The sequence below is a fragment of the Kitasatospora sp. NPDC096128 genome (genome assembly GCF_040303105.1).
Lineage (GTDB): Bacteria > Actinomycetota > Actinomycetes > Streptomycetales > Streptomycetaceae > Kitasatospora.
Window position 1 is genome coordinate 115,063 of the sequence record NZ_JBEOSP010000010.1, and the last position, 12,626, is coordinate 127,688.

General features: G+C 72.4%; 10 protein-coding genes. 7 read left to right on the forward strand and 3 right to left on the reverse strand.

Annotation, left to right across the window (positions count from 1 at the left end; all coding sequences use genetic code 11):
• The first annotated feature begins 203 nt into the window (after nt 1–203).
• Nucleotides 204–1,118 (forward strand): class I SAM-dependent methyltransferase, encoded by a 915-nt coding sequence (locus ABTY61_RS14135; RefSeq protein WP_350505236.1) that lies wholly within the window; start codon nt 204–206, stop codon nt 1,116–1,118.
• Between the two features lie 5 nt (nt 1,119–1,123).
• Nucleotides 1,124–3,634, forward strand: a complete 2,511-nt coding sequence (gene hrpB, locus ABTY61_RS14140) for an ATP-dependent helicase HrpB (RefSeq protein ID WP_350505237.1) — start codon at nt 1,124–1,126, stop codon at nt 3,632–3,634.
• Nucleotides 3,635–3,639: 5 nt separating this feature from the next.
• On the opposite strand, the gene ABTY61_RS14145 is transcribed toward hrpB, so the two are convergent.
• Nucleotides 3,640–4,890, reverse strand: a complete 1,251-nt coding sequence (locus ABTY61_RS14145) for a chymotrypsin family serine protease (RefSeq protein WP_350505238.1) — start codon at nt 4,888–4,890, stop codon at nt 3,640–3,642.
• Between the two features lie 156 nt (nt 4,891–5,046).
• The gene (locus ABTY61_RS14150; RefSeq protein WP_350505239.1) at nt 5,047–5,223 is read right to left on the reverse strand and encodes a hypothetical protein; all 177 of its coding nucleotides are present in this window, start codon (nt 5,221–5,223) and stop codon (nt 5,047–5,049) included.
• Nucleotides 5,224–5,484: 261 nt separating this feature from the next.
• On the opposite strand from ABTY61_RS14150, the gene ABTY61_RS14155 reads away from it, so the two are divergent.
• Together ABTY61_RS14155 and ABTY61_RS14160 are read left to right on the forward strand one after the other, a co-directional pair.
• A complete protein-coding gene (locus ABTY61_RS14155) occupies nt 5,485–5,640 on the forward strand; it encodes a hypothetical protein (RefSeq protein ID WP_502895307.1) in 156 nt (51 codons plus the stop codon).
• A 5-nt stretch (nt 5,641–5,645) separates the two neighbouring features.
• The gene (locus ABTY61_RS14160) at nt 5,646–6,164 is read left to right on the forward strand and encodes a GNAT family N-acetyltransferase (RefSeq protein ID WP_350505240.1); all 519 of its coding nucleotides are present in this window, start codon (nt 5,646–5,648) and stop codon (nt 6,162–6,164) included.
• Between the two features lie 90 nt (nt 6,165–6,254).
• Here the strand turns inward: ABTY61_RS14160 and polA are convergent, their stop codons facing one another.
• Nucleotides 6,255–8,957, reverse strand: a complete 2,703-nt coding sequence (gene polA / locus ABTY61_RS14165; protein ID WP_350505326.1) for a DNA polymerase I — start codon at nt 8,955–8,957, stop codon at nt 6,255–6,257.
• A gap of 246 nt (nt 8,958–9,203) precedes the next feature.
• Between polA and ABTY61_RS14170 the strand changes: the two genes are divergently transcribed.
• The 3 genes from ABTY61_RS14170 (at nt 9,204) to ABTY61_RS14180 (ending at nt 12,621) form a co-directional block, all read left to right on the forward strand.
• On the forward strand, nt 9,204–9,704 hold the full coding sequence (locus ABTY61_RS14170) for a PaaI family thioesterase (protein ID WP_350505241.1): 501 nt from the start codon (nt 9,204–9,206) through the stop codon (nt 9,702–9,704).
• A 580-nt stretch (nt 9,705–10,284) separates the two neighbouring features.
• Nucleotides 10,285–11,529, forward strand: a complete 1,245-nt coding sequence (locus tag ABTY61_RS14175) for a branched-chain amino acid ABC transporter substrate-binding protein (protein ID WP_350505242.1) — start codon at nt 10,285–10,287, stop codon at nt 11,527–11,529.
• Nucleotides 11,530–11,691: 162 nt separating this feature from the next.
• Complete coding sequence (locus ABTY61_RS14180) at nt 11,692–12,621, forward strand: branched-chain amino acid ABC transporter permease (RefSeq protein ID WP_350505243.1); 930 nt, start codon at nt 11,692–11,694, stop codon at nt 12,619–12,621.
• The last annotated feature ends 5 nt before the right edge of the window (nt 12,622–12,626 follow it).

Below are 12,626 nucleotides of genomic sequence, written 5' to 3' on the forward strand. Positions count from 1 at the left end.
AGCATACGGGGACGGCCAGGCACGGTCAACGCCAAGAGCGGCAAGACGGTGGAGCCTGGTACGGATCAGGCCATATCCTCCGATTGCGCACCTCTCGGTGGCGCCCGAAGGGGCCCTTCCCCGGATGCCACCGCCAGGACCCGACCCTGCAACATAAGGGCCGGTTCGCGGCAGCGGCGCTTCCGCACTCCATACCCTACGCGATGGGCATTGTCACCGTGGCCACCACCCCCCAGTCCCCCCTTCACGATCTTGACACCTCCCCCGCGGGGGCCGACGAGACCGATGAGTTCGAGGAGGCCGGCGAGTTCGAGGAGGAGGACGGCGACGACGCGGTCCGGCGCGAGGCCGGCGCCGGGGAGAGCAGCCGGGCCAGTCGGCACTGGTGGGACCGCAACGCCGACGAGTACCAGGACGAGCACGGCGAGTTCCTCGGCGACGACCGCTTCACCTGGTGCCCCGAAGGCCTGGACGAGGCCGACGCGCGTCTGCTCGGCGAGGTCGCGGGGAAGGACGTGCTGGAGCTCGGCGCCGGCGCCGCCCAGTGCTCCCGCTGGCTGGCCGCCCGCGGCGCCCGCCCGGTCGCCCTGGACATCTCCTACCGCCAGCTCCAGCACTCCCTCCGGATCGACCTCGGCCGGGGCACCGTCCCCGTCCCCGTCGTCCAGGCCGACGCCGCCGTGCTGCCCTTCGCCGACGCCTCCTTCGACCTCGCCTGCTCCGCGTACGGCGCCGTCCCGTTCAGCGCCGACACCGAGCGCCTGATGCGCGAGGTGCACCGGGTGCTGCGGCCCGGCGGGCGCTGGGTGTTCTCGGTGACCCACCCGATCCGCTGGGCCTTCCCCGACGAGCCCGGCGTCGAGGGCCTCACCGCGATGTCCTCCTACTTCGACCGCACCCCGTACGTCGAGCAGGACGAGAACGGCCACGCCACCTACGTCGAGCACCACCGCACCCTGGGCGACCGGGTCCGCGAACTCGTCGCCGCCGGGTTCCGCCTGATCGACCTGGTCGAGCCCGAGTGGCCGGCCGGGCTGGAACAGGAGTGGGGCGGCTGGTCCCCGCTGCGCGGGCGGCTGATCCCCGGCACGGCGATCTTCGTCACCGAGCGGGGCTGAACCCTTTGAACCCCGCGTGGCGCGAACTGCCCGTCCGCACCGCCCTGCCCGCCCTGCACGAGGCGCTGGAGCAAACCGGGGCAGCCGTCCTCGCCGCCCCGCCCGGCACCGGCAAGACGACGCTGGTGCCGCTCGCCCTGGCCGGGCTGCTCTGCGACGGCCGTCCGGTACGGCGGGTGCTGGTCGCCGAGCCCCGGCGGCTCGCCGTCCGGGCCGCCGCACGGCGGATGGCCTGGCTGCTCGGCTCCTCCGTGGGCCGCGAGGTCGGGTACACGGTGCGCGGGGAACGTCGCGTCGGGCCGGAGACCGTCGTCGAGGTGGTCACCACCGGGGTGCTGCTGCAACGGCTGCAGCGCGACCAGGAGTTGCCGGGCGTGGACGTCGTCATCCTGGACGAGTGCCACGAACGGCACCTGGACGCCGACACCGCCCTCGCCTTCCTGCTGGACGTCCGGGCGGCGCTGCGGCCCGAACTGCGGCTGGTCTGCGCCTCGGCCACCTCCGACACCGAGGCCTGGGCCGAACTCCTCGGCGGGGCACCGGTGGTGGAGGCGCACGGGGTGTCCCACCCGGTCGACGTGGTGTGGGCACCGCCGCCGCGCGCCGTCCGGCCCGCGCACGGGACGCGGGTGGATCCGGCGCTGCTCGACCACGTCGCGGCCGTGGTGCGGCGGGCGCTGGGCGAGCAGGACGGGGACGTGCTCTGCTTCCTGCCCGGCGTCGGCGAAATCGCCCGGGTGGCCGGGCAGTTGAGCGGAGTTCCGGCCGAGGTGCTGCAACTCCACGGCCGCGCCCCGCAAGCGGTGCAGGACGCCGCGCTCACGCCCTCGCAGGGGCGGCGGGTCGTCCTCGCCACGGCGGTCGCCGAGTCCTCGCTGACCGTGCCCGGCGTGCGGGTGGTGGTCGACGCCGGGCTCGCCCGCGAGCCGCGTACCGACCACGCGCGGGGGCTCGCCGGGCTGGTCACCGTACGGGCCTCGCTCGCGGCCGCCCGCCAGCGGGCGGGGCGGGCCGGGCGCGAGGCCCCGGGGACGGTGTACCGCTGCTGGCACGAGGCCGAGGACGCCCGGGCCGTACGGTTCCCGACCCCGGAGATCGCCCTCGCCGACCTGACGTCCTTCGCCCTCCAGGCCGCCTGCTGGGGCGACCCGGACGCCACCGGCCTCGCCCTGCCCGACGCGCCGCCCGCCGGGGCGATGGCGGCTGCCCGGCAGACCCTGACCGCCCTCGGCGCGGTCTCCCCCGACGGCCGGGCCACTCCGCGCGGGGTGCGGCTCGGCCGCACGGGACTGCACCCCCGGCTCGCCCGCGCCCTGGTCGACGGCGCCGCCGCGGTCGGCGCCCGGCGGGCGGCCGAGGTGGTCGCCCTGCTCTCCGAGGAACCGCCGCGCGCGCTGGGGGACGACCTGGGGGCCGTGTGGCGGGCGGTCCGTTCCGCCAAGGACCCCTACGCCGGCCGCTGGCGGGACGAAGTCCGCCGGCTTCTCCGCGCCACCTCCGACGAGTCCGCCACCTCCTTGCCCGACGCCACGGCCGTCGGACTCGTCGTCGCCCTCGCCTTTCCCGAGCGCATCGCCCGCGCGAGGGTCGAGCGGCCCGCTCCCGGCGAGCGCAGCCCGTACCTGATGGCCTCCGGCACGGCCGCCGAACTCGCCCCCGGGACTGTTCTGGGCGCCCTCCCCTGGCTCGCCGTCGCGGTCGCCGACCGCCCGGCGGGCTCGCACTCCGCCCGGATCCTGCACGCCGCGGCGCTGGACGAGGACACCGCCCTCCTCGCCGGCGCGTCCCTGATCACCACCCGCGAGGAAGTCCACTGGGACACCCGCCGCGACGAGGTCACCGCCCGCCGGGTGGAGTCGCTCGGCGCCATCGAACTCGCCGAGAAGCCCCTCGACCGCCCCGACCGGGCGCTGGTCCGGGGTGCCTTGCTGGAAGGCCTCGCCCGCGAGGGCGTCAGCACCCTGCTGACGTTCACCTCGGGCCTCCGCGAACGCCTCGCCTTCCTCCGCGCCGCCCTCGGCGACCCCTGGCCCGACGTCTCCGACGAGGCGCTGCTGGAGCGCGCCGACGAGTGGCTGGAGCCCGAGCTGTCCCGCGCCCGCCGCCGCGCCGACCTCGCGAGGATCGACACCACGGCCGCCCTGCAACGCCTCCTCCCCTGGGCCACCGGCGAGGCGGGCCGCCTGGACGAGTTGGCCCCCGAACGGATCACCGTGCCGTCCGGCTCGAAGATACGCATCGACTACACGACGGAACGCCCCGTGCTGGCCGTCAAGTTGCAAGAACTCTTCGGCTGGACCAAGACCCCCGCCCTCGCCGCCGGCCGCGTACCCGTCACCATCCACATGCTGTCGCCCGCGGGCCGCCCCGCTGCCGTCACCGGCGACCTGGAGAGCTTCTGGCAGAACGGCTACCACGCCGTCCGCGCGGAGCTGCGGGGCCGCTACCCCCGCCACCCCTGGCCCGAGGACCCGACCACGGCCGAACCCACCCGCCGCACCAAGCCGAGGAATTGACGCCGTCAGGAGATCGAGAAGCCCATCTGGTTCACCACCGGCGTCATCGGCACGTACAGCAGCTGTGCGTAGCAGGTCGTCGAGTGCGCCGTCGATCCGGCCGGGCAGCCGACCTCCGACCCGCCGGCCACGATCACGCCACGGGCCGCCATGTCGCCGTTCGGGCCGGACGGGTCGGCGAGTACGGGGCCGCCGCTGTCACCCTTCGCACCGATCGCGCGTCGGTCACCGCCCTTCGACTCCGCGACGTCCACCGGCTTGATCTTCGTCCCCTCGTCGTTCGTCGTCTCGACGTCGACCCTCTTGACCTCCACATCGCACTTCCACCCCGACTGGGCGCCGCTGAGGCAGATCAGGTCACCCACGTTGTTGCGCCCGGCCCCGTACGTGTGGCGCGAGGAACCGCTGCTGTCCGACCAGGCGCCGTCGTAGAACCGGCCGGCGCCGTCGCCGTTGATCGCGATCATGCCGACGTCCAGGCCGTCGCCGATCGCGGACAGGTCCCCGATGTAGGAGCCGGTGCCGTTGTAGTACCGGCCGTTGCCGCAGTGCGCGGCGGTCAGCAGCACCTTGGTCCTGCCCTTCCAGCCGCTGAACGCGGTCGAACAGAACGAGGCCTTCCCGGTGTTGACCTCGGCGCCCGCGTAGTACGGCGCGCTGTCGGAGTGCCGCCTGCCGGACAGCGCGGCCGGGCGGCCCCCGGTGGTGGCCGTCACCGGCATGCCGGCGATCTCGGCGGCCCGCCGGGAGTACGCCTGCTCGGTCACGGCGCCGCCGGTCAGCCGCGTTGCGTTCGCCGGGGAGTAGCTGATCGCGATGGCGGCGCCGTCCTCCTGCGGGCCGATCGACGTCCAGGTTTCGGGTGCCGCGGCGGCGGTGAACCGGTCGATCGCGGCGCGCATCTCCGCACGGGAGTATGGGCTTTGGTGAACGTCGACGATATAGCCGGGGCTGGCGTTGGCGTCGAGCAGCGTCCGGACCTCGGCCGGAGCCCCGCCCTTCCAGAACAGGTCGGCGTGCTGGTTCGACGCGTCGATCACGGTCCCGGCGTAGCCGTCCGCCGCCGGGGCGCCGGACTCCACCCAGTCCTGCACCGGGTCCGTCATGCGGTGGAGCTTCTGCTGGGCCTGCGGGTCGCGCAGCACCGGCAGGCTGACCGACGGGACCGGCCCGTCCGGCGCGGCGTCGGCGGCGACGAGGGTGGCGGCGGTCACGGCGGACAGGGCCAGGAACAGCACGAGACGGGAACGGCGCATACGCGGTCCTTCGACGGGGCTGGCGGGCCGACAGCCCAGCGTAGGGCCCGACCGGCGTTCTCACGTGACCAGAAGGCGCGTGTCAGCCTGCCTCAGGCGCACGCGGCAGGGCATGCGCCCCCGACGCCGGAGAGTCACCGGCCTGGACGGCTGCGGTCAGTCGCGTCGGTCCGGCCGGATCGCGGAGAAGAGGACGAGCGTCAGGATCACCGTGGTGAAGACGATCAGGAACTCTCGGAAGCCCTCAGGGCCGGCGGGCAGCCATCCCCGGATCAGCCCGATCAGCAGCACGATGTCGAGCACCACCGCAACTGCGAACCCAGGTCGCTTCATTGCCGGCCTCCCTCCCCGGTCCCCGTTCGCACCGTACCCGTTCGACCCGCTTCCCGGGAGGCCCGGCGGCGGCCCCCTCGTCCGCGCCCAGGCGGCCGATGGCGCTCGCCGCGCGGGCGCGGACCCGGTGCGGGGCCGGCTCCGGCCGTCCAGGAGGATGTGACACCGCTGTGCGTCAGCGGAGCCTGATCGGCGGGCCCGGGCGCACGGCCGGCAGGAGCTGTCGCCGCGGCGCCCGATCCACCGACCAGGAGCACCGACATGCGATTCGACGACCACCGGGTGGTCATCCGGGAGACCACCCGGCGCGGGGCCGCGGACGCCCTCACCGCACAGTCCCTCGTGCGGTGCGTCCTCTTCGCGGTCGCCCGGCCCAGCGACTGCTTCATCACGTCGTTCCACTTCGAACAGGTCTGAGCCCCATGCCCTACTCCATCCGTCGGATCACCGGCACCGAGCACCGGGAACTCCGGGCGATCAGGCTGGAGGCGCTGCGCGATTCGCCCACCGCCTTCGGCTCCACCTACGAGGACACCGCCGCCCTCCCCGAGGACGTCTGGCGGCGGCAGGCCGCCGTCGGGGCCTCGTCCGAGGAGTCCGCCACCTTCATCGCCGCCGACGAGGCCGGCACCTGGGTCGGGATCGCCGGCGTCGAGCCCGTCCCGGACGTCCCGGACACCGTCTGCGTCCACTCGGTCTACGTGTCCCCGCAGCACCGCGGGCCCGCCGGTCCGGCCGCCGGGCTGATGACCGCGAGCATCCGCCACGCCCAGGTGCACACCGACGTGGGCTGGTTGACCCTGGGCGTGCACGAGAACAACGAACGGGCGCTGGCCTTCTACCGGCGGTTCGGCTTCGTGTCCACCGGCAAGGTGGTCCCGTACGTCCTCAACCCGTCCGAGCGGCTCCTCATCCTGGGCTACCCGGACTTCCGGAGCTGAACGAAGGCCGGGCGAACGGCCGGTGGGCCCGGACGCTCCGCGCGTCCGGGCCCACCGCCGGCCGCCTGCCGCCGGCCACGGAGCACCGCGTCAGTGCGCGGCGAACTCCCAGTTCGCCCCGACCCCGACGGAGACGTCCAGCGGAGCCCGCAGCGGGTAGGCGCCGGCCATCTGCTCGCGGACGATCGCCTCGACCGGCTCGCGCTCGCCCGGGGCCAGTTCCAGCACGATTTCGTCGTGCACCTGGAGCAGCATCCGGGAGGTGAGCCCGGCGGCGCGCAGGGCTTCGTCCACCCGCAGCATGGCGATCTTGACGATGTCGGCGGCCGAGCCCTGGATCGGGGCGTTGAGGGCCATCCGCTCGGCCATCTCGCGGCGCTGCCGGTTGTCGCTGTTGAGGTCCGGCAGGTAGCGGCGGCGGCCGAGCAGGGTCTCGGTGTAGCCCGTGGCCCGCGCCTCCTCGACGACCCGGTGCAGGTAGTCGCGGACGCCGCCGAAGCGCTCGAAGTAGGTGTCCATCAGGCCCTGGGCCTCGGCGGGCTTGATGTTGAGCTGCTGCGAGAGCCCGTACGCGGAGAGCCCGTACGCCAGGCCGTAGGACATCGCCTTGATCTTGCGCCGCATCTCGGCGTCGACGGCGGCGCCCGGGACTTCGAAGACCTGGGAGGCGACGGTGGTGTGGAGGTCCTCACCGGTGGCGAAGGCCTCGATCAGGGCGTCGTCCTCGGAGAGGTGCGCCATGATCCGCAGTTCGATCTGCGAGTAGTCGGCGGTGAGCAGCGACTCGTAGCCCTCGCCGACGATGAAGGCACGGCGGATGGCGCGGCCCTCCTCCGTCCGGACCGGGATGTTCTGCAGGTTCGGGTCCTGCGAGGAGAGCCGGCCGGTGGCGGCGACCATCTGGTTGAAGGTGGTGTGGATCCGGCCCTGCGGCGAGACCGTCTTGAGCAGGCCCTCGACGGTGGTGCGCAGCTTGGCCTGGTCGCGGTGGCGCAGCAGGATGACCGGCAGTTCGTTGTCGGTCTGGGTGGCCAGCCAGGTGAGCGCGTCGGCGTCGGTGGTGTAGCCGGTCTTGATCTTCTTGGTCTTGGGGAGGGCGAGTTCGCCGAAGAGGATCTCCTGCAGCTGCTTGGGCGAGCCGAGGTTGAACTCGCGCCCGGCGGCGGCGTGGGCCTCCTCGACGCAGCGCTGGATCTCGGCGGCGAACTGGGCTTCGAGCCGGGTGAGCCAGTCGCGGTCGGCGGCGATGCCGTAGCGCTCCATCCGGGCGAGCAGCGCGGCGATGGGCAGTTCCATGTCGTGCAGCAGCCCGGCGGCGCCGACCTCGGCGAGGCGGGTGTCGAAGAGCGCGGCGAGGTCGAGCACGGCGCGGGCCTGGAGCATGAGCGCCTGGGCGCGCGCGGCCTCGGCGTCGACGCCGTCCTCCTCCGGGGCGTCGAAGGTGAGTTGGCCGCTCTCGGCGGCCGGGGCGGCGGGGGTGAGCGAGCGGGCCAGGTACTCCTCGGCGAGCACCTCCAGGGTGAAGGTGCGGCGGCCGGGCTTCTCCAGGTAGGCGGCGAGCGCGGTGTCGGCGACGACCCCGGCGATGGTCCAGCCGCGCTCGGCGAAGGCCCGCATGACCTGCTTGGCGATGTGCAGGGCCTTGGGGGCGGCCGGGTCGGCGAGCCAGCCGGCGAAGGCCTGCTCGTCCTCCTCGGCGAGCAGCGCCGGGTCGAACCAGGCGGCCGACTCCCCGGCGGCCAGGGCGACTTCGGTGACCTCGCCGGTGCCGAGGGCCCACTGGTAGACGGCGGCCAGCGCGACCGGCGCCTTGCCGTCGGAGGCGTGCTCGCGCAGCCAGGCGGCCAGCGTGCCCGGGTCGGTGAGGAGTTCGCCGTCGACCTCGACGCCGGGGGCGAGTTCGGCCTCGGCGGCCTCGGCGGCGCCGGACGGGTCGATGCCGAAGACCCGGTCGCGGAAGTTGGCGTTGCGGAACTCCAGCGACTCCATCAGGGTGCCGACGGCGTCCTTGTCGAAGGACTGCCGGGCCAGGTCGGGGACGCCCAGCGGGAGTTCGACGTCGCGGACCAGCTCGGTGAGCACCCGGTTGCGCTTGACCGAGTCGAGGTTGTCGCGCAGCTTCTCGCCGATCTTTCCCTTCACCTCGTCGGCGCGGGCGACGAGTTCGTCGAAGGAGCCGAACTGGTTGACCCACTTGGCGGCGGTCTTCTCGCCGACGCCGGGGATGCCGGGCAGGTTGTCGGACGGGTCGCCGCGCAGGGCGGCGAGGTCGGGGTACTGGCGCGGGGTGACGCCGTACTTCTCGGTGACCTTCTCGGGGGTGAAGCGGGTGAGCTCGGAGACGCCCTTGGTCGGGTAGAGCACGGTGACGTGGTCGGTGACCAGTTGGAGGGAGTCGCGGTCGCCGGTGACGATGTCGACGTCGTAGCCGGCCGCCTCGGCGGCGGTGGCGAGGGTGGCGATGATGTCGTCGGCCTCGAAGCCCTCGACCGTCATCCGGGGGATGTTCATGGCGTCGAGCAGTTCGCCGATCAGGCCGATCTGGCTCTTGAACTCGTCCGGCGTCTTGGCCCGGTTGGCCTTGTAGTCGGGGAACTCGGCGGAGCGGAAGGTCTGCCGGGAGAGGTCGAAGGCGACGGCGAGGTGGGTGGGCTGTTCGTCCCGGACGGTGTTCGCGAGCATCGAGGCGAAGCCGTAGACCGCGTTGGTGGGCTGTCCGGTGGAGGTGTTGAAGTTCTCCACGGGCAGGGCGTAGAAGGCCCGGTAGGCCATCGAGTGCCCGTCGAGCAGCATCAGCCGGGGCCGCGGGCCGGCCCCGCCGCCACCCGTCGCGCCCTTGTCCGTACTCTGCGTAGCCACGTCAACGTCCGTTCCTGCCGATTCCACTACCGGCCACCGATCCTATGGCCCGGCACCGACAAAAGGGGCACCCGCGGGAGCCGCGCCGGGGCGGCGGCGCGGCCGCTACCAGCGAGTAGGACGGTCGTACCATCACTGGCAGCACGACGACGTGACCCCCGAGCGGCAGGAGCTCCCCCGATGACCGACGCGGCCCCCGGCACCACGCCCAGCACCGCCCCCGCCACCGCCCCCGACGCGGCCCCCGTCCTGAACGTCCCGCAGGAGGTGCTGGACCACTTCGCCAAGCTCGGGGTGAACCCGGAGACCTTCTCCGGCGGCCACCTCGGCGAGAAGCTCGGCATCCGCATCGTCGAGGCCTCCGGCGACCGGGTGGTCGGCACGATGCCGGTGGAGGGCAACCAGCAGCCGTACGGGCTGCTGCACGGCGGCGCGTCGGCGGCGCTGGCGGAGACGCTCGGCTCGATCGGCGCGATGCTGCACGCCGGCCCGGGCCGGTACGCGGTGGGCGTGGACCTCAACGCCACCCACCACCGCTCGGCCACCTCCGGCCTGGTGACCGGGGTGGCGACGGCGGTGTTCAAGGGCCGCACGGCCGCCACCTACGAGATCGCGATCACCGACGACACCGGCAAGCGGGTCACCAGCTGCCGGCTGACCTGCATGCTGCGCGACCTGTAACAGGCTTTCGGGTACGGCCAGTTCGCCATCGAGAACAGCAAGTCCCTTTCCCGCCCCCTTGTTTGACCTTCCGCCCCCGTGGGCAGGCGTTGGTCAGGCGAGGGGGCGTCGGCATGTCCGGGTGCGATCGACAGACCCCCTCCGCTTGTAACAGTGCGTAACAGGCGGGAAATCCAGGAAAGCGGCGGCTCCGAGGCCCCAGGCGGCCCGGAACCCCTTCGCCGCGCCCCCGTCGTCCGGAATACGGACGTGCACGGTCGGAAGCAGCACACCGGACAGCACTGTCCGATTATCGACGCTGCCAGCTGCAACCCCCATTTCTGGCCCTTACATCCCTCCACCAGCAAGTAAACGCCGGGCAGTTCAGGATCGGTCGAGCCAGAACGACCACATGCTGAGACAAATGCTCCGTGTGCTCATAACAAGAGAATCACAGCCTGCCCGCAGCACTGCCCGAGCCGCCCAACGGCATCTAGAGTCACGGCCAGTCACCGCGCCATCCGGAATGGGCCCGGCCCTCCGCGCATCCCGGCTCCCGCCACTCAGGCGCGGGCGCCTCCTGAACCGAATGGGGACCCTCGTGCGTCATCGTTCTGCAATTGTCGTGAGCATTGCCGTGATCGGCGCCCTCAGCCTCAGCGCCTGCGGCTCCCGGGGCGGGAAGTCCGGCGACACCGCCGGCGGCAAGGACAACGGAGCCACCACCACCGTCGTGATCGGCGTCGACGCCCCGCTCACCGGCGACCTCTCCGCCCTCGGCCTCGGCATCCGCAACTCCGTCGACCTCGCCGTCAAGAACGCCAACGCGGCCAACGAGGTCCCCGGCGTCAAGTTCGAGGTCAAGGCCCTCGACGACACCGCCAAGCCCGCCCCCGGCCAGCAGAACGCCACCCAGCTCGTCGGCGACCCCAAGGTCCTCGGCGTGGTCGGCCCGCTCAACTCCAGCGTGGCCCAGTCCATGCAGCAGATCTTCGACGACGCGAGCCTGGCCGAGATCTCCCCCGCCAACACCGGCGTCGCCCTCAGCCAGGGCGAGAAGTGGGCCAGCGGCGACAAGAAGCGCCCCTTCAAGTCCTACTTCCGCACCGCCACCACCGACGCCGTCCAGGGCCCCTTCGCCGCCCAGTTCCTCTACAACGACGCCAAGAAGACCAAGGTCTTCCTGATCGACGACCAGAAGACCTACGGCGCCGGCCTCGCCTCCACCTTCAAGGGCGAGTTCACCAAGCTCGGCGGCACCCTGGCGGGCGAGGAGCACGTCAACCCGGACGACCGCGACTTCTCCGCCATCGTCACCAAGGTCAAGACCTCCGGCGCCGACGCCGTCTACTACGGCGGCGAGTACCCCGCCGCCGGCCCGCTCTCCCTCCAGCTCAAGGACGCCGGCGTCAACATCCCCCTGATGGGCGGCGACGGCATCCAGAGCGGCGACTTCATCAAGCTCAACCCCAAGGGCCAGGGCGACTTCGCCACCGCCGTCGGCCTGCCCGTCGAGTCCCTCGACACCGCCAAGAAGTACATCGCCGACTACAAGGCCGCCGGCTACAAGGACGCCTACGAGACCTACGGCGGCTACTCCTACGACAGCGCCTGGGCCATCATCCAGGCCGTCAAGAGCGTCGTGAGCAGCAACAACGGCAAGCTCCCCAGCGGTGACAGCCTGCGCAAGACCGTCCGCGACGCCGTCCAGAAGGTCTCCTTCGACGGCGTCACCGGCAAGGTCTCCTTCGACGAGTTCGGCGACACCACCAACAAGCAGCTCACCGTCTACACCGTCAAGGACGGCAAGTGGGCCGTGGAGAAGTCCGGCACCTTCAACGGCTGACGCACCAGGCGGTTCGACGGCCGACGGCACCGGCCGCTTCAACGGCCGACCCGTCGGCCGGCCCCACCGAACCACCAGCGCGGGGGCACCACGAGTGCCCCCGCGTACCCCCACATCCACCACCCACGCGGACACCCCCGAACGCACTACGGAGGCCCAGCGGTGCACGACCTACCGCAGCAGCTGGCCAACGGCCTGATCCTCGGCGCCCTCTACGGACTCGTCGCGATCGGCTACACGATGGTCTACGGCATCGTCCAGCTCATCAACTTCGCCCACGGCGAGATCGTCATGGTCGGCGGCTTCGGCGCCCTGACCGCCTACCTCGCCCTCCCCGGCGGCACCACCCTGTGGCTGGCCCTACCCCTCATGCTGATCGCCGGCATCCTGGTCTCCACCCTCACCGCCGTCGCCGCCGAGCGCTTCGCCTACCGGCCGCTGCGCAACGCCCCCCGGCTCGCCCCGCTGATCACCGCGATCGGGCTGTCCATCTTCCTCCAGCAGCTGGTCTTCTCCTTCTACCCCGACGCCAAGAAGGCCCGGGTCTTCCCCAAGATCCCCGGTGACCCCTTCAGCCTCGGCTCCGTCACCATCCAGCGCAGCGACATCTTCCTGATCATCGCCGCCCCGCTGTGCATGCTCGCCCTCGGCTGGTTCGTCACCCGCACCCGCTCCGGCCGCGCCATGCAGGCCACCAGCCAGGACCCGGACACCGCCAAGCTGATGGGCATCGACACCGACCGCATCATCGTCATGGCCTTCGCCATCGGCGCCGCGTTCGCCGCCGTCGCCGCCGTCGCCTACGGACTGCGCAGCGGCCAGGTCGACTTCCGGATGGGCTTCATCCTCGGCCTCAAGGCCTTCACCGCCGCCGTCCTCGGCGGCATCGGCAACATCTACGGCGCCATGCTCGGCGGCCTCGCCCTCGGCCTCGCCGAAGCCCTCGCCACCGGCTACATCCAGCACCTGCCCGGCATGCACCTCTTCGGAGGCGGCGCCTGGAAGGACGTCTGGGCCTTCGTACTCCTCATCCTCGTACTCCTCGTCCGGCCCCAGGGCCTCCTCGGCGAGCGCGTCTCGGACAGGGCGTGACCACC

Coding starts and splice junctions, on each gene's coding strand:
- ABTY61_RS14145 (WP_350505238.1), bottom strand. CDS start 4,890: ATGCGCCGTTCCCGTCTCGTGCTGTTCCTGGCCCTGTCCGCCGTGACC.
- ABTY61_RS14155 (WP_502895307.1), top strand. CDS start 5,485: ATGCGATTCGACGACCACCGGGTGGTCATCCGGGAGACCACCCGGCGC.
- polA (WP_350505326.1), bottom strand. CDS start 8,957: ATGCTGCTCGACGGGCACTCGATGGCCTACCGGGCCTTCTACGCCCTG.
- ABTY61_RS14160 (WP_350505240.1), top strand. CDS start 5,646: ATGCCCTACTCCATCCGTCGGATCACCGGCACCGAGCACCGGGAACTC.
- ABTY61_RS14170 (WP_350505241.1), top strand. CDS start 9,204: ATGACCGACGCGGCCCCCGGCACCACGCCCAGCACCGCCCCCGCCACC.
- ABTY61_RS14150 (WP_350505239.1), bottom strand. CDS start 5,223: ATGAAGCGACCTGGGTTCGCAGTTGCGGTGGTGCTCGACATCGTGCTG.
- ABTY61_RS14135 (WP_350505236.1), top strand. CDS start 204: ATGGGCATTGTCACCGTGGCCACCACCCCCCAGTCCCCCCTTCACGAT.